General features: G+C 40.7%; 17 protein-coding genes. 11 read left to right on the plus strand and 6 right to left on the minus strand.

What is annotated here, in order from left to right:
• Positions 1-208 precede the first annotated feature (208 nt).
• A complete protein-coding gene (locus ABI367_RS10240; protein ID WP_462229459.1) occupies positions 209-886 on the plus strand; it encodes a porin family protein in 678 nt (225 codons plus the stop codon).
• Between the two features lies 1 nt (position 887).
• Here ABI367_RS10240 and ABI367_RS10245 read toward each other — a convergent pair whose 3' ends face one another.
• Together ABI367_RS10245 and ABI367_RS10250 are read right to left on the minus strand one after the other, a co-directional pair.
• Positions 888-1,718: an MBL fold metallo-hydrolase gene (locus tag ABI367_RS10245; protein WP_462229461.1), complete on the minus strand. Its 831-nt coding sequence runs from the start codon at positions 1,716-1,718 to the stop codon at positions 888-890.
• 63 nt (positions 1,719-1,781) lie between these two features.
• Entirely contained in the window at positions 1,782-2,189 is a 408-nt protein-coding gene (locus ABI367_RS10250; protein WP_462229463.1) for a PH domain-containing protein, read from the minus strand.
• A gap of 106 nt (positions 2,190-2,295) precedes the next feature.
• Here ABI367_RS10250 and ABI367_RS10255 point away from each other — a divergent pair, with 106 nt between their 5' ends.
• The 3 genes from ABI367_RS10255 (at position 2,296) to ABI367_RS10265 (ending at position 5,646) form a co-directional block, all read left to right on the plus strand.
• On the plus strand, positions 2,296-3,099 hold the full coding sequence (locus ABI367_RS10255) for a hypothetical protein (protein WP_462229465.1): 804 nt from the start codon (positions 2,296-2,298) through the stop codon (positions 3,097-3,099).
• Positions 3,100-3,195: 96 nt separating this feature from the next.
• Positions 3,196-4,734, plus strand: a complete 1,539-nt coding sequence (locus ABI367_RS10260) for an alpha-N-arabinofuranosidase (RefSeq protein ID WP_462229467.1) — start codon at positions 3,196-3,198, stop codon at positions 4,732-4,734.
• 108 nt (positions 4,735-4,842) lie between these two features.
• A complete protein-coding gene (locus ABI367_RS10265) occupies positions 4,843-5,646 on the plus strand; it encodes a hypothetical protein (protein ID WP_462229469.1) in 804 nt (267 codons plus the stop codon).
• A gap of 25 nt (positions 5,647-5,671) precedes the next feature.
• On the opposite strand, the gene ABI367_RS10270 is transcribed toward ABI367_RS10265, so the two are convergent.
• Positions 5,672-6,703, minus strand: a complete 1,032-nt coding sequence (locus ABI367_RS10270) for a LacI family DNA-binding transcriptional regulator (protein ID WP_462229471.1) — start codon at positions 6,701-6,703, stop codon at positions 5,672-5,674.
• 129 nt (positions 6,704-6,832) lie between these two features.
• Here ABI367_RS10270 and ABI367_RS10275 point away from each other — a divergent pair, with 129 nt between their 5' ends.
• From ABI367_RS10275 to uxuA, 4 genes are all read left to right on the plus strand, one after another.
• Positions 6,833-8,317, plus strand: coding sequence for a xylulokinase (locus ABI367_RS10275; protein WP_462229473.1), 1,485 nt, complete (start codon positions 6,833-6,835; stop codon positions 8,315-8,317).
• A 50-nt stretch (positions 8,318-8,367) separates the two neighbouring features.
• Positions 8,368-9,699, plus strand: a complete 1,332-nt coding sequence (gene xylA, locus ABI367_RS10280) for a xylose isomerase (RefSeq protein WP_462229475.1) — start codon at positions 8,368-8,370, stop codon at positions 9,697-9,699.
• Between the two features lie 36 nt (positions 9,700-9,735).
• Positions 9,736-11,412 (plus strand): sodium/sugar symporter, encoded by a 1,677-nt coding sequence (locus ABI367_RS10285; RefSeq protein WP_462229477.1) that lies wholly within the window; start codon positions 9,736-9,738, stop codon positions 11,410-11,412.
• 201 nt (positions 11,413-11,613) lie between these two features.
• The gene (uxuA, locus tag ABI367_RS10290) at positions 11,614-12,804 is read left to right on the plus strand and encodes a mannonate dehydratase (RefSeq protein WP_462229479.1); all 1,191 of its coding nucleotides are present in this window, start codon (positions 11,614-11,616) and stop codon (positions 12,802-12,804) included.
• A 133-nt stretch (positions 12,805-12,937) separates the two neighbouring features.
• Here the strand turns inward: uxuA and ABI367_RS10295 are convergent, their stop codons facing one another.
• Positions 12,938-14,932, minus strand: coding sequence for a RagB/SusD family nutrient uptake outer membrane protein (locus ABI367_RS10295; protein ID WP_462229480.1), 1,995 nt, complete (start codon positions 14,930-14,932; stop codon positions 12,938-12,940).
• Positions 14,933-14,953: 21 nt separating this feature from the next.
• Entirely contained in the window at positions 14,954-18,097 is a 3,144-nt protein-coding gene (locus ABI367_RS10300; protein WP_462258079.1) for a SusC/RagA family TonB-linked outer membrane protein, read from the minus strand.
• Positions 18,098-19,011: 914 nt separating this feature from the next.
• On the opposite strand from ABI367_RS10300, the gene ABI367_RS10305 reads away from it, so the two are divergent.
• The 3 genes from ABI367_RS10305 to ABI367_RS10315 all read left to right on the plus strand — a co-directional run bounded on the left by ABI367_RS10305 (position 19,012) and on the right by ABI367_RS10315 (position 23,792).
• Entirely contained in the window at positions 19,012-22,047 is a 3,036-nt protein-coding gene (locus tag ABI367_RS10305; RefSeq protein WP_462229484.1) for a glycosyl hydrolase 115 family protein, read from the plus strand.
• Between the two features lie 194 nt (positions 22,048-22,241).
• Positions 22,242-23,297, plus strand: a complete 1,056-nt coding sequence (locus ABI367_RS10310; RefSeq protein WP_462229486.1) for a type III polyketide synthase — start codon at positions 22,242-22,244, stop codon at positions 23,295-23,297.
• A 3-nt stretch (positions 23,298-23,300) separates the two neighbouring features.
• On the plus strand, positions 23,301-23,792 hold the full coding sequence (locus tag ABI367_RS10315) for an isoprenylcysteine carboxyl methyltransferase family protein (RefSeq protein ID WP_462229488.1): 492 nt from the start codon (positions 23,301-23,303) through the stop codon (positions 23,790-23,792).
• Positions 23,793-23,854: 62 nt separating this feature from the next.
• On the opposite strand, the gene ABI367_RS10320 is transcribed toward ABI367_RS10315, so the two are convergent.
• A partial coding sequence (locus ABI367_RS10320; RefSeq protein ID WP_462229490.1) for an alpha amylase C-terminal domain-containing protein occupies positions 23,855-24,275 on the minus strand: 421 nt, incomplete at its 5' end.

Genomic DNA, 24,275 nt, shown 5'->3' on the forward strand with positions numbered 1-24,275 from the left:
GCCAGCGGCACGCCTTTTCAATATGTATAGCACAATACAGCTACTTAAAAACGGCTCGTTCATTTAAAATGAAGGGGCCGTTTTTTTATATATAACTTGAAGTTCCGGCTCAAAAAAGATGTTGTTAAAAGTTTGGTTTATAAATTTATTTCGTATCTTAATAAATCCTAACGTTTTACAATTTAAAAGCACTGATTAATAGTGATTTATGAGAAAACTAATTTTAATTATTGCTTTATTATTTACCGGAAAATTGCTTTTAGCGCAATCGGTTCGCTTTGGTATAAAAGGTGGTTTTAATGAAGCCTTTATAGATGGCGGGCCGCTTCCTGACGGTACCGTGGGTATATTTAGGCCGGGTTTTCATGTGGGTATTTTTAAGGATTATGCGTTGACTAATAAATGGTCTATACAACCCGCATTGCTTTATATAATAAAAGGGTATAAGGTTACTACTGACACGCAAATACCCGGTCCCCCACCCAGCGGTGTTCAGCCTTTGCATGAAGATGGCAAACAAACTTACCAGTATTTGGAGCTACCTATAAATATTCTTTATAACATTAAGATAAAAAACACCAAAATATTCGTTGGAGGCGGGCCTTATATGGGCTACCTTTTCACAGCAGTTGGCCAAAGAAATACTTCAGTTAACAATGGAGCCCCCGTTTTTACCGAAATCAAACGTGAAGTTGGTGGCAGCGGCACTTTTAAGCGCATTGATCTGGGCGTAGGTATGTTAATAGGCGTTGCCATAAAAAATGGCCTGTTGCTGAGTTATGGTTTCAGCAATGGATTTACCAATATTATAGCAAACCAGGGCACCAACCCTACCCCCATGACCAAAAACAGGGTAATGACCTTTTCGTTGGGATACGCTTTTTAATTTACTCCGCCACAAACGCGTTTACCGAGTACATCAATAAAAAGTCGGCCTGGGTATGGTTGGGGTATAGTTCCTGCATTTTTTGCATGGCCCTTTCCCTGCTGGTAGCCAGGGCAACGGTTTGCTCAAAATCGTTAATGTATTTCAGCATGGCCTCAAATACCGAAGCATCAGCAGGTTTACCGTGGCCGGGATATACCGTAATATCGCTATGCTTGTAGGTGTTGTTAAATGCCAGCAGTTGGTTTTTCCAGTTAGTAATATTCTGTCTGTCAATAGCCAGCCACGGGTGTACCCCGTTATAAATAAAATCGTTAGCAAAAAAGGCATTAAGGTCCTTACTGTAAATAGTGGTTAAATGCTCACATTCGGTAGCGGCGTAATCGCTGTTTAATTCTAATATGGCACCTTGCTGCAAGACAAGGGTATTGGCATTTAAAACTTTAATGTTGGCTTCATAATCAAACCCATTAGGGTTGGTTGCTGTTTTGGGTTTCAGGGCGGGTTCCTTTTCCAGCCATCCCACGCTTTCCATCCAGGCCGAGAAACCCGCAATATCATTCTTAATAGCTTCTGTAGTAACCACGATCTGTACATCCGGAAACTGGTTCCTGATCACGTTCATGCCGGTATAGTGGTCGGGGTGCCCGTGGGTAATCAGCAAATGGGTTAGTGGCTTGCCTTCTTGTTTGATCATGTCAGCCAACTGCGTGGCCTCCCCGCTGTTGCGAAGACTGTCGACCAAGATGATGCTTTTATCGTCCGAAAACATATAGGCGTTTACTGTTGCTTCCACACCATGATAAACCTGTAGCTTTAAATTGTTTGCCATTTTATAGTATTTGCCGCAAAAATAGAAGGATGTAATGAAAGGGACGTACAAATAATTAAAAATTTAGCCCACAACGGTAATAGCAGGATTTATAGCCTGCAATTCGGCAATAAATTGCTCAGCGTTTTCGGGTGATACAAACATATCATCCCAGCGGTTATATTTTATAATCAGCCCTTTTATTGATAATGCGGGCTTTAATGAGCAAGAGTGCAAACCCTTGTTGTGCCTTATAATTTGGTGCATGGTGCTTATTGGTACCGAGCCTTTCATAAAAGAGCTTTTGTAAAACAACTCGCCGTCTTTTATAATATAGTAAGTGTCAAACCACATCCATAAAAACCAGGCAAGTACAGGTGCTATTAGCAGGACCACGCCCCACTTTCCGTCACTAACAGGCAAAATTGTTATTATTAGCAATACGCCCATCGCAGCGGGTAGCACCCAGTCTTTTTTTGATTCGTATGTCATATAGTATAAGTTATAAGTAGTTTAAAGTAACTGATAAATAGTTACCCTGTCAATAGCAGCACAATAAAAGACTACGCAATTAGTTTATATATTTACCTTACCAATTATGAAACCATCACATTTAGTCCTATTCTTTCTATTTGTTATACTGGCTATCTCGGCTAATGCGCAAAAGCTGCCAAATGTTCAAACAACAAGTCTGCGCGCGCCTGCCGATATAAAGGTTGACGGGAAAGCTACCGAATGGAAAAAATTTCAAGCGTATAATAAGGCTACTGATGTATATTATTCATTGGCTAACGATAAAGACAAATTATACCTGGTAATACAGGCAACAGACGAGTACATTATTAAAAAAATGCTTTGGGGCCAAACTATAGTAACTATAAATGCAACAGGTAAAAAAGACGACATAAAAAGCATAGCTATAGGCTATCCTGTTATGAAGCGTAACGACAGGCCCTTTATCAACTTTAAAGAAAAGCATGAAATTATAAAAGGGAACGCCAGATCAATAACCGAGGCAGACTCATTTATGAACATTAATAATAAACGACTTGAGGAAAAATCAAAACTGATTAAAGTTGCCGGCTTGAAAGATATAGATTCCCTTATTTCGGTTTATAATGCTGATGGAATAAAGGCCGCAAGCGCTTTTAACAATAAAATGGTTTATACCTATGAATTAGCTGTTGATTTAAAGTTATTAGGACTTGACGTAAATACTCCTGCCAGATTTTATTATAATATAAAATTGGATCAATTATCTGCACAAGATATACCTGGTGTTAAAATCTCATATGATAATAAAGGGAACATTACAAGCTTTGATATAAGTAATATACAGTCATACAGCCCTTCCTATTCTTTAGCAACTGATTTTTGGGGTGAGTATACCCTTACTAAATAATTTACCATTATCTCGCTGTTTGCATTCTATAAAATCATTTATAACTTAGGCCATATTATAAACCGCCTATTTTACATTCATTTAAATATTACTGTATTGAAAAAGTACCTTTTATTGTTGTTTGCCGCATCAACCTTATTCGGGTATGGGCAAAGCACCGCGAGTTTGGCTATCAGCAATGATAGTAAACAAACCATTAGCAAACATATTTACGGCCAGTTTGCCGAGCATTTGGGCCACGGCATTTACGGTGGCTTTTGGGTTGATAAAAACCTGACCGTTAAAAAACAGGGCCGCATACGTTTGGATATTGTTGAGGCACTTAAAAAAATAAAGATACCCAACCTGCGCTGGCCCGGCGGCTGCTTTGCCGACGAATACCACTGGCGCGATGGCATAGGTCCGAGTTTGCAGCGCCCGCTTATGGTTAATACCAACTGGGGCGGCGTGGTAGAAGATAACAGCTTTGGCACCAACGAATTTTTGGAACTTTGTAAACTATTAGGCACCGAGCCTTATATTACGGCCAACGTAGGCAGCGGCACGGTTGACGAAATGTCGAAATGGGTAGAGTACCTGAATTTTGACGGCGAAAGCCCGGTAACCGCCCTGCGTAAAAAATATGGCCACCCTGATCCTTACAAGGTTAGCTTTTGGGGTGTAGGCAATGAGCCTTATGGCTGTGGTGGTAACATGACGCCCGAATATTATGCTAATGAGTTTCGCAAATACGCGTCGTTTGCTAAAGACTACCATAACGCGCCGCTTAGAAAAATTGCCTGCGGACCAAACGTCGACGATTATAACTGGACGGACGTTATCATGAAAAACATACCCGCCAAAATGATATGGGGTATATCTTTACACTACTACACTCTGCCTACCGGCAATTGGAGTAAAAAAGGTTCTGCAACCAACTTTACCGACCAGGATTACTTTAACACCGTAAAAAGTTGCCTGCATATGGACGAGCTGATAACCAAACATTCGGCAATTATGGACAAATATGACCCAGCTAAAAAAGTGGGCCTGGTGGTTGATGAATGGGGCGTTTGGACAGATGTTGAGCCGGGCACCAATCCGGGTTTCTTATACCAGCAAAACAGCCTGCGCGATGCGCTGGTAGCCGCCACAACCCTAAACATATTTAATAACCATTGCGACCGCGTTAAAATGGCCAACCTGGCACAAACTGTAAACGTATTGCAATCATTAATACTAACTGATAAAGAAAAAATGTTGCTTACCCCTACCTATCATATTTTTGATATGTATAAAGTGCACCAGGATGCCAAATATTTGCCTATCAAATTAAACTCGCCTGATTTTGCCATGAATGGCGATAAAATACCGGCAGTTAATGCTTCTGCGTCGCAGGATGCCAAAGGCAAGATACACGTATCATTGGTTAACCTGGATTCGCATAAAAACATAGCCATTACTATTGATATGAAAGATATTAAATGGAACACTGTAAACGGCCAGATACTTACATCAGCCAATGTTACTGATATCAACACTTTTGCAAAACCAAATACCTTACAGCTAAAAGCATTTGTTGATGCTCATAAAGATGGCAGCAGACTGGTGGTTAATATGCCGTCAAAATCGGCTGTTACGCTGGAGTTGAATTAATTTTTTTAATGGCGGTAAGTAAAAAGGATAAGCAAATGCTTATCCTTTTTTTATGTTATTTGTATAATTACGAAAAAATCGTAGATTTACATATAACCTAAATCTATTATGACTGTTCAAACTAAATATCAAGCTAAATTATTACTATTGTTAACAAGCTTACTAATTACAGTTGCATCTAATGCGCAAAAACTACCTAACCTACAAACAACAAGCCTGCGTGTGCCCGCCAATGTTAAAATAGATGGCAAAGCAAGCGAGTGGAACGATCAGCTACAGGCCTATAATAAAAGCACCAATATTTATTACACTATAGCAAATGATGATAAAAATTTGTACTTAATTATAAAAGCCACGGATAAGGTTATTATGAAAAAAATATTAAATAATACTTTCAGTTTCGTTATCAATAATGGGGCGGGTAATAAAAAAAACACATCAATATCATTGCCCATATTTGCTAAAAGTGATAAAAACATTCTTTTAAGCGTGTTGAATAGTCAAAGCGCTTTTGGTACAGACTCTTTAATATCAGTGATGAATTTAGCGTTAGAAAAAGTAAAAGAGTTTGACATAAGCGGTTTTGAAGGACTGGCTGATGAAAACATATCTGTATACAATGAATACGGTATTAAGGCAAAAGCACAGTTTGATAACAGCAAAGCACTTACTTATGAATTAGCCATACCTTTAAAATACATAAAAACAACATCAAATAAATTAAATTACACTATACGCATATATGGCTTGGGGGCAAACGAAAAAGGTACTGTTATAACTACTACCCCGGGAGGAGGTGTTATAATTATGAATGAATCAACCGGAAGTATGACCGTAATGAGAAGCTCGCCTCAAACTTTGATAGCAACCGCGACAACAGATTTGACCGGAGATTACGAATTGGCAAAGTAACACCACGCGTTATTTCGAGGAAAAACTATCCTTTTTTTATAGTTGATGACCTAACAATCAGTTTAGGCATTATACTGATGGTTTTGGGAGTTATCACAACCTCTTTATTCTCGTTTTCCTGAAAATACAGATTGGCAATGGTTTTACCCATGTACACGCTAAACTGGTCGATAGTTGTAATTGATGGTGTGGTTAGTTCGGTAAAAGGCTCATTGGCATAGCCACATATCCCCAGTTGCGTTGGCACCTTAATATTCATCGCGTTAGCAACCTCCAATACACCAAGTGCAGAAAAATCAGATGTCGAAGCAAATATGGCATCGGGCGGGTTGGGCAGGCTAAGCAGTTTGCGTGTTGCCTGGGCACCCAGCTCTTTGGTCCAGGCATTTTCAATGATCAGTTCGCTTTCCTGAGCAATATGGTACTTTTTAAGCGCCTTTAAATACCCTGCCTTTCGCTGGCTAAAAATTGCTAAACCTTGCGGACCTTCCAACAAGGCAATGCGTTTATATCCCTGCTCTATTAAGTGCGATACCGCTTCCATAGAAGCTTGTTCGTTATCATTAATAACTTTTAGGGTTTCCAGTTCGTCAATAATACGGTCAAACTGTATCAATTGTATGCCATGGTCTATCACATTTTGCAGATGGCTGTAATCATTACTATCAACGGATACAGATATTACAATACAATCCACATGTTGATTGATCAGCGTATTTATACACTGTATCTCTTTTTCATGCGATTCGTTAGACTGGCAAATGATCAAATTATAGCCCTGCTGATAAGTGGCATCCTCCAAACCCACAATTACATTCGAAAAAAAGTTCTGGTTTATGCGCGGCACTACTACCCCTATGGTTTTGGTTTTACCCATGCGCAGGTTCGAGGCCAGTATGTTACGTTTATAGTTTAACTCGGCAGCCGTTTTTAGTATAAGCTGTTTGGTAGCCTCATTAACATAATTGCGGTTGTTTAGCGCGCGCGACACCGACGAAGCCGTAATATTTAGCTTCTCGGCAATGTCATAAATGGTTGTGCGCTTTTTGGTTTTCATTAACGGCATAAAGATGCAAAAAAATAAATTTCGACAATCGATTGCTTTTGTAAAAAAAAAATTAAATTCGTTGCTTTAAAATTGCCGACTGATTACTAACCAATTTATGCAACTTATTAACCAAATAGCATGTTATTATTAGGTATTGACATAGGTACTTCATCTATAAAAGTGGCCATTGTTGATGCAAATACCCAGAAAACCCTTGCCTTAGCGCAATATCCGGATACAGAATCACCCATTACCTCATTACAGTTGGGTTGGGCCGAGCAATCGCCCGAAATGTGGTGGGAACATATACAACAAGCCATAGTTTTATGCCATAGCAAAGGTACTTATAACCCCGGCGACATTGCCGCCATAGGTATTGCCTACCAAATGCATGGCCTTGTTTTGGTTGACAAAAACCAAAAACTACTGCGCGACAGCATTATTTGGTGCGATAGCCGCGCCGTTGAAATTGGCGCTAAAGCTTTTGATGCCATAGGCCACCAAAAATGTTTATCGCACTTGCTAAACTCGCCGGGCAATTTTACCGCATCAAAACTGGCATGGGTAAAAGCAAACGAACCAAAAATTTACGAACAAATATATAAGGTAATGCTTCCGGGCGATTATATCGGCATGAAGCTAACCGGCGATATTACCACCTCGATATCTTCCTTATCAGAAGGGGTGTTTTTTGATTTTGTAAACAACGAGATATCAAAAGACATTTTAAACTATTACGGCTTTAATAAAGCTATGTTCCCTGAAATTAGGCCGGTATTTGCAGATCATGGCCATTTACTGGCATCGATGGCTAACAAACTGGGGTTATCGCCGGGTATTCCGGTATCCTACAAAGCCGGCGACCAGCCTAACAACGCACTTTCGTTAAATGTATTAAACGCGGGCGAAGTTGCTGCTACCGCAGGAACATCGGGCGTAATATATGGCGTTAGCGACCAGCTGACCTACGATCCGCAATCGCGTGTAAATACATTTGCCCACGTTAATTATACCGAGCAGCAAAAAAGCATGGGTGTGCTGCTATGTATAAATGGTACAGGCAGCCTTTACCGCTGGACAAAAAACCTGTTTGGTGCCGGCGAAAGTTATGTACAAATGAACGACGAGGCCAAACAAGTACCGCTTGGTAGCGATGGCCTGCGCATTTTGCCTTTTGGCAACGGCGCCGAACGCATGCTTAACAATAAGCTGGTTGGTGTACACATGCAAAATATTGATTTGAACTTGCATAGCCGTTCGCACATATACCGTGCCGTGCAGGAAGGTATTGCCTGCGCGTTCCGTTACGGACTGGATATAATGCGCGAAAACAAGATGAATCCTACCGTAATACGTGCGGGCAGGGCTAATTTGTTTTTAAGCGACCTGTTTGCACAATCATTTGTAAACATGACCGGCATACCTGTTGAGTTATATCAAAATGATGGCAGCGTCGGCGCTGCTTTGGGTGCGGGTATTGGCTCAAAAATATATGCTTCCCCGTCTGACGCGTTTAAAAACATGCACGCCATACAATTAATTGAGCCTAATGGCGATGATGTAGAGCCTATTTATCAGGAATGGAAATGCCTTTTGGAGCGGCAGCTATTAGCAACAAACTAAAAACTAATATCAATAAATAAAAAATAAATAAATTCAATAAAACAACTATTATGGCAAGTATAGTAACAGGCGAAACAGAATTTTTTAAGGGGATTGGCCAGATCAAATATGAAGGTCAGGGGTCAGATAATCCGTTAGCTTTTCGCTGGTATGATGAGAGTAAAGTAGTGGCGGGTAAAACCATGAAGGAACATTTTAAGTTTGCCGGTGCTTACTGGCATTCGTTTGTAGGTAGCGGTGCTGATCCGTTTGGTGGCCCCACCCACATTTTTCCATGGGATAAAAAAAGTGATGCGGTTGAGCGTGCTAAAGATAAAATGGATGCTGCGTTTGAGTTTTTAACCAAATTAAACTTACCATACTATTGTTTTCATGATGTTGACGTAGTTGACTACACTAACGACATTAAAGAAAACGACAGGCGCTTACAGGCGTTGGTTGAATATGCTAAGCAAAAACAAGCAGCAAGCGGTGTAAAACTACTTTGGGGTACTGCAAATTTATTTTCTCATGTACGCTACATGAACGGTGCTTCAACAAATCCTGATTTTCATGTATTGGCACACGGTGCTGCACAAGTTAAAGCAGCTTTAGATGCTACCATTGCTTTAGGTGGCGAAAACTACGTATTCTGGGGTGGCCGCGAAGGTTACATGACCCTGTTAAATACGGATATGAAACGCGAACAGGAGCACTTTGCTAAGTTTTTACACGCAGCTAAAGATTATGCACGTGCACAAGGCTTTAAAGGTAATTTCTTTATCGAGCCAAAACCTTGCGAGCCAACCAAACACCAGTATGATTATGATGCGGCTACCGTTTACGGCTTCCTGCAAAAACATGATCTGTTAAATGACTTTAAATTAAACTTAGAGGTTAACCACGCTACATTAGCCGGCCATACCTTTACGCACGAGCTACAAACTGCTGCTGATTGTGGTATGTTAGGCTCAATTGATGCTAACCGCGGCGATTACCAAAACGGATGGGATACTGACCAGTTCCCTAATGACATCAATGAAATTACCGAAGCTATGTTGATCATTCTGCAGGCAGGTGGTTTAAAAGGTGGTGGTGTTAACTTTGATGCTAAAATACGCCGTAACTCAACAGATCCTGCTGATTTATTTTACGCGCATGTTGGTGGTATGGATATTTTTGCAAGGGCTTTAATAACTGCCGATAATATTTTGCAAAAATCAGAATACAAAAAGATACGTACCGAGCGTTATGCGTCTTTTGACAGCGGTAAAGGAAAAGAATTTGAAGAAGGCAAATTGTCTTTAGAAGATCTTAGGGCTTATGCTATTGAGAGCGGAGAACCAAAAACTATTAGTGGAAAACAAGAATATTTAGAAAACTTGATAAACCGCTATATATAGTTTATAATTGCTTAACCAACTAATAAACCTAAATATATGAAAGAATTATCTATCGGCGATTACATTATATTTTTAATATACTTTGTAATTGTTGCGTCATACGGCCTATGGGTATATCGCCGTAAAAAAATTGTCGGTGTATCCTCATCAAAGGATTACTTTTTAGCCGAGGGATCACTTACCTGGTGGGCCATTGGCGCATCGCTTATTGCATCAAACATATCTGCAGAGCAAATGGTGGCTATGAGTGGTAATGGTTTTACCATGGGTCTGGCCATATCTACTTATGAGTGGATGGCTGCCATAACACTTGTTATAGTTGCCGTATTTTTTATACCGGTATATCTTAAAAATAAGATATTTACCATGCCGCAGTTTCTGCATCAACGGTATAACAGCACGGTAGCTATGATTATGGCTATATTTTGGTTATTGCTGTATGTAATTGTAAATTTAACTTCAATACTATATTTAGGCGCAATTGCCGTTCATGGTATATCAGGTATTAACTTCAGTTTATGTCTGGGTTTATTGGCTGTATTTGCCGTTATCATAACGCTTGGCGGTATGAAGGTAATTGGTTTTACAGATGTTATACAGGTGTTTTTTTTGATATTAGGCGGATTGGTGACCACCTATATTGCCGTTAACCTGGTAGCCGAACATTTCGGGCAACAGGGCATAGCCAGTGGTTTATCAATCATGTATAACAAATACCATGACCACTTCAAGATGATATTGCCAAGGAGTAATCCAAGCTATGGCGATTTACCGGGCTTAACCGTATTATTAGGCGGTATGTGGATAGTTAATTTAAACTATTGGGGCTGTAACCAATACATTACCCAACGCGCTTTAGGTGCCGACCTTAAAACTGCCCGTGGTGGTATTTTGTTCGCGGCTTTCTTAAAACTTTTAATGCCTGTTATAGTAGTATTGCCGGGTATAGCTGCTTACGTGTTGTTTAAAGAGCAAGTATTTGATCATGCCAGTGCAGCAAATATTGCTGAAAATCACGATAACGCCTATCCTGTATTATTGAACCTATTGCCTAACGGTATTAAAGGTTTAGCATTTGCCGCTTTAACAGCTGCCGTTGTAGCTTCGTTAGCAGGTAAAGCAAATAGTATTGCAACTATTTTTACGCTTGATATTTACAAGAAGAAAATTAACCCAGCAGCTACCGAGAAAAATCTGGTAAATGTTGGCAAGATAACTGTTGTGGTAGCCATGATACTGGGTGTGGTAATTTCACCGTTTTTAGGTATCGATAAAAAAGGCGGTTTCCAATTTATACAGGAATATACAGGCTTTGTATCGCCAGGTATATTGGCCATGTTCCTCCTTGGTTTCTTCTGGAAAAAAGCTTCATCAAATGCGGCTCTTTTTGCAACCGTGGGCGGTTTTGTCTTCTCGGTGTTCTTTAAGTTCCTGCCAAAGTTTTCCAATTTGGAGTCATTGTCAAGCATAGGTTTCTCTTTTAAAAATACGGAGAGTGGTTTATGGGAAATACCTTTCTTAGACCGTATGGGTATTACGTTTGTAATTTGTATGATCTCAATGGTCATCATCAGTTTAATAGATGCAGCCCGCGGCAAGAAAATGAAAGGCCTTGAAGTTGACACCTCTATGTTTAAAACCACTAACGGATTTGCTGTTGGTGCGCTTATCATTATAGGTATTTTAGCGGCATTGTACACTGTATTCTATTAATTTTTACTATTGCTATTATAAAAGCGTCCCGGTAAACCGGGGCGCTTTTTTTGCTCTAAGCTCTTTCGCTAATATTATTGCAATCGATTACAGTGTTTCGTTTTTTGTTTATACCTTTGCATGATTTTCAATCCAGTTAGCAGCATTTATAGTAAATTGCATGCTTGTTAAAATCAAATAACACATATACCAAACATTATAATGATCAGTAATTTAGAACAAACATTTCGCTGGTTCGGCCCGTCAGACGCGGTTACCTTGTCGGCAATCAGGCAAACTGGGGCAACCGGTATTGTAAACGCCTTGCATCATATTCCGTCGGGCGCAGTTTGGAGCCCCGAAGAGATAAAAAAACGCAAGGATATTATAGAAGCAGCCGGGCTTACATGGTCGGTTGTAGAAAGTGTTAATATACACGAAAGTATTAAAACTGACGGTCCTGGTCGTGATGAGGCCATTGCCAATTACATACAAACCTTAAAAAATTTAGCTGCCGCAGATATTAAAACCGTTTGCTACAATTTTATGCCGGTGTTGGATTGGACGCGTACCAACCTGGATTTCCGTTTGCCAAACAATGCTTCGGCATTAAGATACCATGCCCCTGCCCTGCACGCTTTTGATCTGTATATTTTAGAACGACCGGAAGCTTTTAATGAGTTTACTCCAGCCCAGCAAAAAGCCGCTAAAGCCTATTTAGATAGCCTTAGCAGCGAAGAAAAAGAATTGCTGATAAATACCATTATGGCAGGCTTGCCCGGTACTGATGAGGTATTTACCATACCCGAATTTAAAGAGCATCTTAAAAAATACGAAAACATTGATGCCAAAGCATTAAAAGCTAATCTGGCATACTTTTTACAGGCCATTATACCCGACGCCGAGAAATTGGGCGTTAAAATGTGTATACACCCTGACGATCCGCCATTTGCAATTTTAGGGTTGCCGCGAGTGGTATCAACCGAGGAAGATCTGAAATTTATTGTTGATTCAGCGCCATCACCCAGCAATGGCCTTACCTATTGCACCGGCTCTTTAGGTGCCCGTGGCGATAACGACCTGCCGGGTATTATGAACCGTTTAGGCCAGCACGTACACTTTTTACACTTACGCAATGTAAGACGCGAGGCTGACGGAAGCTTTTATGAAGATAACCATTTAGAAGGCACTACTGATATGTATGCAGTTATGAAAGCTGTAATATTGGAGCAAAAGAAAAGGCTGGACGCCGGACGCGATGATATTGCCATACCTATTCGCCCTGATCATGGTCATAAAATATTAGATGATTATAATTACAATACCTATCCGGGCTATTCTGTTACCGGCCGTATGAAAGGGCTTGCAGAATTGCGTGGGTTAGAAATGGGAATTAAAAAGACTTTATTTTAATAACCAATATTTTAATATAAATTATACAGGCCCCTTAACACGGGCCTTTTTTATTGTACCAAAATTTAGGGCAAAAAAAACACCCCGATAAATCGGGGCGTTTTTCACATATTCAAATTAAACTTAATTGGTATTAATAGCCATTGTTTTGAGGATATTTAGGACCTGTTAACACGGCATCTATCAATGACTGCGGAATAGCCCTGCGCATATGGTAAGGTTGTATATTGTTCGCTGCATGAGAATTATACAATTTTACACGGCGAACTAATTGTTGTGTTCTAACCAAATCATACCAACGACGGGGCTCACCATAATTCTCCCTGGTGTACTCGTCTAATATTACATCCATACCGCAGATATCCGGGGTAATCGAAGTAGTGTTATTAGGTACACTAAGTAACGCAATTTCAGCTGGAGTTAACTGATTGGCAGCAGCGTTTGCAGCGTTCATAGCTGCCTGGTTGGCAGTTGTTACCCTAAACTGACCCGCAGGAATCTGGTTACCATCGGCAGGTGTACGGTATGCGGCCCGGGTACGCAATACGTTTAGTGATGTTACAGCGGCAGCGGGGTTATTGGCCATATAATTAGCTTCTGCATTCATCAGGTAAACTTCTGAAAAACGCATCAGGATGATAGGACGACCAGAGAAGTCATTCATATTAGTACGCAGCAATTCGTCAAACTTTTTAACAGTTGGGGCTATTGCATTACTCCATTGTGACTGGGTTACAATTAAACCGCCAAACGCATCCCGGCGTGCCATAGTTGTGGCCGCGCTTTGAGCAGCATTAGGCATTAAAATAGCCGTATCGCCATCAAGTGGAATATTATAAACTGATTGTGAGAAGTTGGAGGTTGATGTTAATTTCGGTTTTGAACCACCTGTACTGGTCTTTCCTGCCCTTACATTATTGTTATTTATCCAGAAAGTTTGGAAAGTAGCGTCAAAGCGGGTATCACGGATTTGGTTCGGATCGTTAAACACCTTTTGTATGTAGGCCGGGTTTGGCACCAAACGTCCATAAGGGCGTCCGTTATATACGTCGCGCTGCATCGGTGAAGGACCTCCTATTTTTTGCGGCACCTGGTCAACACCCGCCACATTGTCAATACCGGCATTACTAATGTAATTCCAGCGCTGAAGTACCAGTAATGCATTTAAACCATAACCACCACTGGGCCCTTGGCTATAACCGTTATAAGCTACGTCAGCCGCTCCTATTCCATAATCAATGCCAAACATGTTTTCTTTGCCATAGTCGTTGGCTTCTTTCATGGCATCATTATAATCCTGCCAAAGGTCTAGGCCATAAGTGGACTTGTTGGTAATTAAATTTTGCGTAATGGTAGCCGCCTGGGTAAAATCAGCAGGTGTTCCAGCTTCAGTGTAACCGCGGGTTAGATAAGCTTTAGCCAAGTAAGCCTGGGCAACGGCAGCAGTAGCTGTTTTACCACTTGCACCACTGGCAAATGGGTTACCTGCAACAATAGTATTAGGCAATCCTGCAGCCGCGTCTGTAAAATCCTGTATGATCTGGCTATAGATATCCGTCAATTTGGCGGGTGCATCTGATGTACTAGCCTCAGTAAGGAAAGTGGTGTGCAATGGGATACCGCTTGGTTGAGTTGCAGTAACACCGCCGTAAGTTTGCACTAAAAAGAAATAAATAAAGCCTCGTAAAAACTTAGCCTGTCCAATCAATGCGCCTTTTGTAGGAGCATCAAGAGATGTGCTTGCAGTGGCATATTGAATTACACCATTCAAAGTGTTAATATCAGACCACAATGTGGCGGTACCGTTGCTAAAGCTACCAAAGCCAATGCTGTTTGATGAATTCAAACCGTTATAGCTATCCAACGCTACCGGTTGGCCCGAAGATTGTTGAGAACCGATAAGGTGTTCGTCAGTACCTTCGTACCAGAAAACTGGTTCGCCTGAATAGAAAGTCCTCAAGTCATTATATACACCGGTAACACCGGCCTGTATACCACCGGCTGTACTAAAGTAATCAGGGTATAGCTGTGCTTGCGGTTTTTCAACCAAAAGCTTCTTACAGCTAAAGGTTGAAGTTAGTACCACCGCCGTTACAATGGCGATACTTGTTTTGTTTAAAATTTTCATATCTATATATATATTATATCGTTAAAACCTTGCGTTAATACCGAAAATAAAATCGCGTGTTTGTTCACCCGCAACCAGGCCATAAGCTGTACCTGCACCTGCTATATTTCCGCTTGTACTTGGACCTACGATCTGTCCGCCTACACCGCTAACTGATTCGGCATCCGGTACGTAGAAACCATGATTTCTAACTGGCGCGTAAATAAAGAACGGATTGGTTACGTTAGCATAAACCCTTAATGATGAAATGCCTATATGTTTTAAAAGGTTGCTTGGTATATTATAGCCTAAATTAATACTTTTTGCACGGATAAATGAGCCGTCAAAGTATTGTATGCTTGACTGGAATGGTGATTGTTGCAAGTCGTTAGGCTCCGGGAATTGGTTGTTTGGAGTAGCCGGTGTCCAGTAAGGGATATACGGCTGATTGTGACGGCCTAAGTTAAGATACTGCCATCCGCTGGTGCCAGAGTTTGACGATGCAACATAAGGTACTGCTGTTGTAAAGCCCATTCTTGCCTGGATAACAATACTCAGTTCAAAGTTTTTATAAGTAAAACGGTTGGTTAACCCAAAAGTATAGTTAGGATTAAAGTGACCAATGAACTGGTTATCATTTGCGTCGATCTTTCCGTCGCCATTAACATCCTGTACCCTAACCTGGCCAGGGTATTGCAGCGGCGAAGTTTGACCCTTAACCGGACCTGAAATTAGGTATGGCTGATTGGTTTGAGGGTTAATAACGGTTGAATTAGTTTGTGTCGCATCAGATAATTGCCAGATGCCAATTTTACGAATATCGTAAATTATACTTAATGGCTGGCCTACAAATTGACCGTTGCCGATATTTACCAATCCACCGTTTGGCAAAGCATCGATGCGTTCACGGTTGAAACCGATGTTAAAATCGGTATTCCATGAAAATCCGCTTTTGTTTTGTACATTAATGCTGCTTAAGGTAATTTCCAAACCTCTGTCTGAAGAAGCACCCAGGTTAGTTGGTTGGCTAGTGGCGCCTAAAGTTGCGGGTAAGTTATTATTAAGGATAATACCGGTAGTTTTTTGCTGATACACCTCTATAGTACCTGATAAACGGCTTTTAAACAAAGCAAAGTCTAAAGCTAAGTTATATTCAGCCGTGCGTTGCCATGTTAAATTATTGTTTACCAGCCTGGTTACACTTACGCCTGATGCATCACCGGCAGAACCACCACCATATTGGAATTTAGATGAGTTAAGCTGGCCTAAAGTATTGTATGAACCAGCGGTAGCGGTTGAAGAGGTTTGACCAAAACCTGCACGAAGTTTCAGGTGGTTAACAATATTGCTATACTTTTGCATAAAGGACTCATCACTGATTAACCAGCCCAAACCAATAGACGGATAAGATGTCCATTGGTGTCCGGCGGCTAAGGGAGAGTTACCATCATAACGCATTGTACCGGTAAGGTCATATCTATTATTGAAGACATAATTTAAACGACCAACGTAAGAGATCAAGCCAGATTCATTAAATCCACCGCCAGTGTTATTCCACACACCCAGGCCCAGGTTAGAGTTTTTGTTGACATCTTCTGGGATATTGGTAGCGCTAACGCTGGTATTGTCTGAATGGTTCTTAGTGGTTTCAAACACCGCAACAAAGTTAAGATGATGTTTTTGTGCAAAGGTGTTATCATAGGTAAGCATATGTTGCTGATAAAGGCGATATGAAGAGCTATTGTTAGTGCTTGCAGATGTTTTAGAAAGAATTAATAAATCCACGCCATTTATACCATTGTACTGATTAGCTACTGATTGTCCCATCTGGTAGTTCACCGAATAGCGATAAGACAGGTGTTTTATCGGATCGATTTGAGCATACAAAATATTATTGCTTACCACACCACGGTTGTAATTATAAAATACATCCGGCATGGTACGTGCAAATAACGGGCTACGTGTGCTGCCGTCTAATGTGCCGGCTATTGGTAAAGGATTAACGCTACCATCAGGATTATAAGGATAAGAAAGCGGGCTTAACCATTGTGCGGTACCAAATTGGCCGCCATAACCACCGTTGGTCATGGTTAAATTCTCGTCGATATTGATACCAAATTTAACATAGTTATTGATCTTATGATCGATACTTGCATTTAACCTAACACGTTTGGTGTTCAAAGCTGAACTCTCCAGATCGGTATTAATACGGTAACCCATACCCACGCTAAATTGCGTTTTTTCCGTACCGCTTGATACCCTTAGGTTTTGGTCTAATGTATAGGCGTTATGATCCAGCAGTTTTACATAATTAGTACTGATACCTGCTGCCAAAGCTTGTTGTTCTATAGTAGTTAAAGGATAGGCCGCTTGAGGTGATTGGGCACCAGCTTGCAGATAGCCGCCTTCAATACCATCATATTTTAACTGGTTATATTGTGTGCCGTTCAACATATGTTGTGCACCTTCCAGCGTATTAATACCATAGTAAGCATCGTACGCAGTTACCGTTTGGCCAATACGGCCACGATTTGTGGTAATTAAAAGCACACCGCCAGAACCGCGTGAACCGTAAATTGCGGTAGCAGAAGCACCTTTTAAAACGTCAACGCTTTTAATGTCGTTAGGGTTAATGGTGCTGATGTCCTGTCCATAAGGCGAGCCATCTAATACAATCAGCGGGCCGTCAGCACCGGGGTTACTAATAGTACGGTTACCGCGAATGGTAATAGAAGGCGTACCGTTAGTGTTGTAAGTTACATCTAAACCGGCAACTTTACCTTGTAATTGGTTAAACACGTTGGTAGCCGGAACTTCCTGTAATGATTTGGCATCTACAGTGACAACAGTACCGGTTACGTCCTGGCGTTTTAAAGTACCGTAACCTACTACAACTACTTCATTCAGGCTATTAGCGTCGTTAGCTAATACTATATTACCTAAATTAGTTGTACCGGCTTTAACAGGCACGTTGAGGGAAAGATAACCAACGTATGATACGTTTAGCGATGTGGTGTTGGCACCTGTGCGCAATACGAAATTACCACTAATGTCGGTAGTAGTACCGCCATCGGTAGTTCCGGCTACCCTAACTGTGGCACCAATTAAAGCTTCACCTTTTTGATCAGTAACATGCCCCCGCAGGGTAATGTTCTGGGCAAAAATAGTTCCTGAAATCATACTCATACTTAGTAGTAAAAGCATAGTCTTCCAGCATTTGATAAGTCTAAGTTTTTCCATAATTTAATTAATTGATTGATATTAGTTTTTGCATGTTTAAAAAATTTATTTAAAGTGTTATTTAAATGTATTTAGCGGTACTTACTTAATGCTTCATAAACACCGGTTTTTGAGCTGCAAAAATTTGGCAAGTAGCCCACCTTGCGCTTTTACGATTTAAACATCTGTTTTTCCCATACTTAATAATGTGGTTTTAATTGTTAAAAAAAGGACATGTAACATTAACTGAGTTCGGTTTATAATTCTGCACTTACAATGATTGCCTGACTGACAGATTATAATGCGCTATTTTTTTAAAAACTAAATTGTTATAGAATGCTATATAATTGGGTTATAATGGATAAAAGTATAAAGAAAAATCAAATTTGCAATCGATTGCTGTAATCGATTACCAAAACATAGCAATCGATTACAGCAATCGATTACAAATAAATCAGTATTAATTAAGTTTTTAATAAAGAAATTGCGGATTTATTAAAAAAGAGATAAATATTAGTTCACTTTAATTAAAATAAACTAAAAACATTTTTTTCAAAAAATATCTGATTTAGTTGCTTTTTTACTAAAAAAAAACCGTCAAAAATACAATTGTAAAATAATTGTTAACAAGCCCCTTTATTGCAAGCGCGCGTCTATTTAATATATATTTGCAATCGATTACAATAATTAATCTGCATCGAAGATTGTCTTAAAGATTTTGGCAATACCTGAATGCTGGTAATAACCAATTTATTTACTTTCATTATTATATAACACAACCTAACTTAGATACCCTTTATCGTTTGATAGAGAATCAACCAAAGTATACGATGGCATGTTATTTTTTAAAGAGATACTAAAGACCAATTAAATATAAAATCATGAAAATAAGTATAAATAGGCTCGGCTTTATCAATGCTAAGCCACCCACCAAACCGGTTTTCGCTGGTGTTTCATTGTTAATTATGGCTTTAATGCTGGCGGTTAACAGTGCGTATGCAGGTGATGTGCCTTATGTTTATACAAAAAAGGTGCCCGGCGCGCTCACTTTGTCGGCTGCGGGCAAATCAGCCCCCATATTTATAAGCGATGCTGATTATGAGGGTGTAATGATGGCTGCAAAAAACTTGCAAACAGACATCAAAGCAGTTACCAATGCCGAGCCTCTACTGTCAACAGGAAATGTAAAAGGCAAACAGGTTGTAATTGTTGGCACTTTAGGTAAAAGCCCGCTAATTGATAACCTGGTAAAAAATAAAAAGATAAACCTTACCGGTTTAGCTGGTAAAAACGAAATGTATATTTCGCAAGTGGTTAAAAACCCAATACCCGGTGTGGAAACGGCTTTTGTAATAGCCGGTAGTGATAAACGAGGAACCATTTATGGTATTTATGATCTTTCGTCAGAAATTGGGGTATCGCCCTGGTACTACTGGGCCGATGTGCCAATAATACATAAAAGCAACTTATATGTATTTACCACCCACCATACTGATGGTGAGCCTGCAGTACATTATCGTGGTATATTTATTAATGACGAGTCGCCGGGTTTTACCGGGTGGGCTAAGGCCAAATTTGATGGTTTAAATAAAAACCCATCATTACTAAATGGTAAAATAATGGACAAGGGCGTTAACCATTATTTATATGAACATATGTTTGAATTGCTGCTTAGATTAAAAGCCAATTTTTTATGGCCGGCCATGTGGAGCAATGCCTTTAATGACGATGACCCTGACAACTCAGTATTAGCCGATAAAATGGGGATAGTGATGGGTACATCACACCACGAGCCTTTATACCGCGCCCAGCAGGAATGGGGACGTTTTAACCCTAACTTGAGCAGGCAAGAACAATCAGCAGCATGGAATTTTGCTACACATCCCGACCTTTTGAAAGATTTTTGGCGAAAAAGTGTAGAAAGAGAAGGTGACAAGGAGGCGTTGACCACTGTAGGTATGCGCGGGGATGGCGATTCGCCTATGGCAACAGGTGGTGCAGCGGCAAATATTACCTTGTTAGAAAACATCATCAAAACACAGCGCGAAATCATAGCTGATGTAAAACACCAGGATGCCAGCAAAACACCACAGGTTTGGGCATTGTATAAAGAAGTACAGGATTATTATGACGCAGGTATGCGCGCGCCTGATGATGTTACACTTTTATATTGTGACGATAACTGGGGTAACGTGCGCAGACTGCCTGAATTAGGCAAACTCGGCAAGGGCGGCGCGGGTATATATTACCACTTTGACTATCATGGCGGCCCGCGTAACTACCAATGGGTAAATACCAACCCGCTGCCACATATATGGGAACAAATGCACCTGGCTTATGAATATGGTGTGCGCAAAGAATGGATAGTTAATGTGGGCGACTTGAAGCCTTACGAGTTCCCGATCAGCTTCTTTTTAGATTATGCATGGAACCCTGCAAAACATCCGGCAAACAGCTTACAGGAATATACCAGGAATTGGGCTGCTAAACAGTTTGGCCCGGAACACGCCACAGAAATTGCGCAGATAATAGCGCAATATGGCAAATACAATGGCAGGCGCAAACCCGAAATGGTTGACCCTACTACCATACGTACCAGCACACCTTACAGCTTAACCGATTACCAGGAGTTTGAAACAGTAGTTAGAGATTACAACAAACTTAAAGTCCAAACCATAGCTTTAAGCAAAAAAATACCAGCAGCTTATCATGATGCATTTTACCAGTTAGTATTGCACCCGGTTATGGCCAGCGCGGTATTTAATGAGATGTATCTGGCATCGGCCAAACAAAAATTATATGGTAATCAGGGCCGTACAGCTGCTGATGACGAAGCCGCAAAAGCTGATAAACTATTTGCAGAAGATGCACGTATAGGCAAATATTTTAATGATACGTTAGCCAATGGCAAATGGAGCCACATGATGGACCAGCCACATATTGGCTATACCAGTTGGGATATAAGGGGAGGCAACAAACTCCCTGCATTTGTAAAGGTAACTCCTGCCATGGGTTCAGAAATGGGCGTTTCTATTGAAGGATCTGCTGATTACTGGCCAAAGGCTACTAAAGAAGCGATATTACCCGAACTGACCAAATATCCAAAAGTTGGCCACTACTTTGAAGTATTTAACCGCGGCCAGCAATCATTTACTTATACGGCCAAATCAAGTGAACCATGGGTACAAGTAACTCCTGCCAGCGGCACTATTGATAAACAACAACGCGTTTGGGTTAATGTAGACTGGACCACCGCGCCAAAAGGTATTAAACAGGTACCTATTACTATAACAGGCCCAAATGGCAGCACTGTTGTTGTACAGGCTGTAGTAAACAATAGCAAACCTATGCCAACAGCAGGCTTTGTAGAAAGTAATGGTTATGCCTCAATGGAAGCTATACATTATAGCAAATTGGTAAATGGCAGCAACGTAAAATGGAATATTCTTCCTGATTACGGCCGCACCTTATCAGGCATTGAAGGTACACCTATAACTCATCCCCGAATTGACAACCCGGGCGGCCACAGTCCGCACCTGGAATATGAAGTGAACGTGGCCGATACCGGTAAAGTAAAACTATTGGTTTATACGGCGCCGTCCATAGACTTTACGCACGAAAAAGGTTTGTGGTATGCCATATCAATTGATAATGAAGCACCGGTAAAGGTGAATATCGACCCGCTGATCACTAACCCGCAAAGAGCCAACGCGGTAATGGAGGGCAACTCGGCCAACCTGATCAAGGTTTTAAGTTCAGATCACTACATCAGCAAATCGGGTAAACATATCATTAAATACTGGATGGTTGACCCTTCTGTAGTACTGGAAAAAATAGTGCTTGACCGTGGCGGTGTTAAACCAAGCTACCTGGGTCCACCAGAAAGCTATAGAGTTACCGCAGCGGCAAAAAGATAATTTGGAGAGTGGTTGTTTAAAAAGGCAGTCTTTAGGGGCTGTCTTTTTTCTTTTTGGGCCATCTATGATTGCAGAACATAATAATTAGAATATTAATTTATTACCTTACACTTTTAAACAATTATACCTTTTCCACCTTATAGTATTATCGTTCCTTAGCAACTAACAACCAAAAAATAACGTAAGTACTATATATGCCATTTATAGCAGCAACATCAAAGGTAGATCTGCCTTTTAAAACAGATCAGCAGGCCGTAAAACAGCAGGCGCACGATTTATTCTCGGCCAATTTTCCGCAAACCGACAGGTTGATATTCGCTTTTGATAATACAGAGATCATTACACGCAATTTTTGCAAGCCCCTATCCTACTATGCCGAGCCTAATACTTTTGAGGAGCGGAATGATGCTTACCTGGATATAGCTTTAACTTATTCGGTACAAGCCGCCGAAGAATGTATTGCAAAAGCCGGTATTGAAAAAGAGGACATTACTGATATATTCTTCGTTTCAACTACCGGGCTGGCTACACCCAGCATGGATGCCCTGATCATTAATAAAATGCGGTTAAACCCTAATATAAACCGCACCCCAGTGTGGGGTTTAGGTTGTGGCGGCGGCGTATCAGGCATGGCTAAAGCAAATACAGCAGCAAAGGCAAACCCGGATGCTATTGTTTTATTAGTGGCGGTTGAATTATGCTCATTAACACTGATAAAAAGCGACTACAGCAAAAGCAATTTTATAGGCTCAAGCTTATTTTCTGACGGGATAGCGGCTTGCATAGTTAAAGGGGATAATCATGGTAAAGATCAGCCTGTAACCTATATCGCGTCAAGCAGTAAATTATATTATGATTCGCTTGAAGTTATGGGCTGGAATTTTAAGGATACTGGGTTTAAAGTATTGTTTTCAAAAGATATCCCCACATTTATAAATGAACATGTAAGGGAAGATATTGACGAATTTTTGACTAAACATCATTTACAACTAAGCGATATTAAAAATTTCATTTTCCACCCCGGCGGTAAAAAGGTATTGGATGCTTATACGGATGCCTTAGGTGTCGAGGGCGACTTTTTGCACAATACCCGCACGGTGATGAATGCTTACGGCAATATGTCAAGCGCTACGGTTTTATACGTACTGGAGCGCTTTATGACCGAAGGTTTTGAAAACGGTTACGGCTTGATGATGGCCATGGGCCCGGGTTTTTCAAGCGAGATGGTGTTGTTGAAATTGAACAAATAACCTATGTACTTTACCCTCTTCATTTCCTTTCTGATACTGCAACGCTTATCAGAGCTCTACATATCCAGCCGGAATGAAAAATGGCTGCTTAGTAAGGGTGCTGTACAATACGGGCAAAGCCATTACCCATTTATGGTGGCTATGCACACGTTATTTATAATAGCTATCATAGTTGAATACATTTGGGGCGGCCATAATGAATTTAGCATGGTGTTCTTAATCTTGTTCCTCCTGGTACTGTCGTTCAAATTTTGGGCGCTATCATCCTTAGGCAAATTCTGGAACACCAAAATATATCGTGTACCGGGCGTGTACCCTGTAAAAAAAGGGCCATACAAAATATTCAAACACCCTAATTACGGCGAGGTGGTATGCGAAATTGCTATCATCCCGCTTGTATTTAATTTATACTACACGGCAATAATATTTAGCATGCTCAATGTTGCAATGCTTACCGTAAGGATCCGAGAAGAGAATAAGGTTTGGGCCAATTAAGCTAAAAGGTGAAAGCAGAAAGGTAAAAGCTCTTGGACTTTACGCTTTCTGCTTTTAGCTTACTATATACGTTTAAACACCGCTGCTCCTAATGGCGGTATAGTTATCTTGATAGAATTATCCCTACCGTGCCAGCCAATGTATTCGGCATTTAAGTTACCGTAGTTGGTAACGCCACTACCCCAAAACTCCTTGGCGTCCGAGTTAAATATTTCTTTCCAGCCGCCGCCTGCAGTTACGCCTACACGGTAATCATGGCGTGTAACGGGGGTCATGTTTAATACTACCACCACATCATCAGCAGCATCATAACCTTTGCGTGCATACACTACTATAGAATCATCGGCATTGCCGCCGTCTATCCACTCAAAACCTGATGAATCAAACTGCTTTTGGTATAACGCAGGCTCAGTTTTATATAAGTTATTTAACGCTTTAACAGTTGCCGCCATACCCTGATGGTTAGGATATTCCATCACATGC

Source organism: Mucilaginibacter sp. (assembly GCF_039935595.1).
GTDB lineage: Bacteria > Bacteroidota > Bacteroidia > Sphingobacteriales > Sphingobacteriaceae > Mucilaginibacter.

Coding starts and splice junctions, on each gene's coding strand:
- ABI367_RS10240 (WP_462229459.1), top strand. CDS start 209: ATGAGAAAACTAATTTTAATTATTGCTTTATTATTTACCGGAAAATTG.
- ABI367_RS10245 (WP_462229461.1), bottom strand. CDS start 1,718: ATGGCAAACAATTTAAAGCTACAGGTTTATCATGGTGTGGAAGCAACA.
- ABI367_RS10250 (WP_462229463.1), bottom strand. CDS start 2,189: ATGACATACGAATCAAAAAAAGACTGGGTGCTACCCGCTGCGATGGGC.
- ABI367_RS10255 (WP_462229465.1), top strand. CDS start 2,296: ATGAAACCATCACATTTAGTCCTATTCTTTCTATTTGTTATACTGGCT.
- ABI367_RS10265 (WP_462229469.1), top strand. CDS start 4,843: ATGACTGTTCAAACTAAATATCAAGCTAAATTATTACTATTGTTAACA.
- ABI367_RS10270 (WP_462229471.1), bottom strand. CDS start 6,703: ATGAAAACCAAAAAGCGCACAACCATTTATGACATTGCCGAGAAGCTA.
- ABI367_RS10275 (WP_462229473.1), top strand. CDS start 6,833: ATGTTATTATTAGGTATTGACATAGGTACTTCATCTATAAAAGTGGCC.
- xylA (WP_462229475.1), top strand. CDS start 8,368: ATGGCAAGTATAGTAACAGGCGAAACAGAATTTTTTAAGGGGATTGGC.
- ABI367_RS10285 (WP_462229477.1), top strand. CDS start 9,736: ATGAAAGAATTATCTATCGGCGATTACATTATATTTTTAATATACTTT.
- uxuA (WP_462229479.1), top strand. CDS start 11,614: ATGATCAGTAATTTAGAACAAACATTTCGCTGGTTCGGCCCGTCAGAC.
- ABI367_RS10295 (WP_462229480.1), bottom strand. CDS start 14,932: ATGAAAATTTTAAACAAAACAAGTATCGCCATTGTAACGGCGGTGGTA.
- ABI367_RS10300 (WP_462258079.1), bottom strand. CDS start 18,097: ATGAGTATGATTTCAGGAACTATTTTTGCCCAGAACATTACCCTGCGG.
- ABI367_RS10305 (WP_462229484.1), top strand. CDS start 19,012: ATGAAAATAAGTATAAATAGGCTCGGCTTTATCAATGCTAAGCCACCC.
- ABI367_RS10310 (WP_462229486.1), top strand. CDS start 22,242: ATGCCATTTATAGCAGCAACATCAAAGGTAGATCTGCCTTTTAAAACA.
- ABI367_RS10315 (WP_462229488.1), top strand. CDS start 23,301: ATGTACTTTACCCTCTTCATTTCCTTTCTGATACTGCAACGCTTATCA.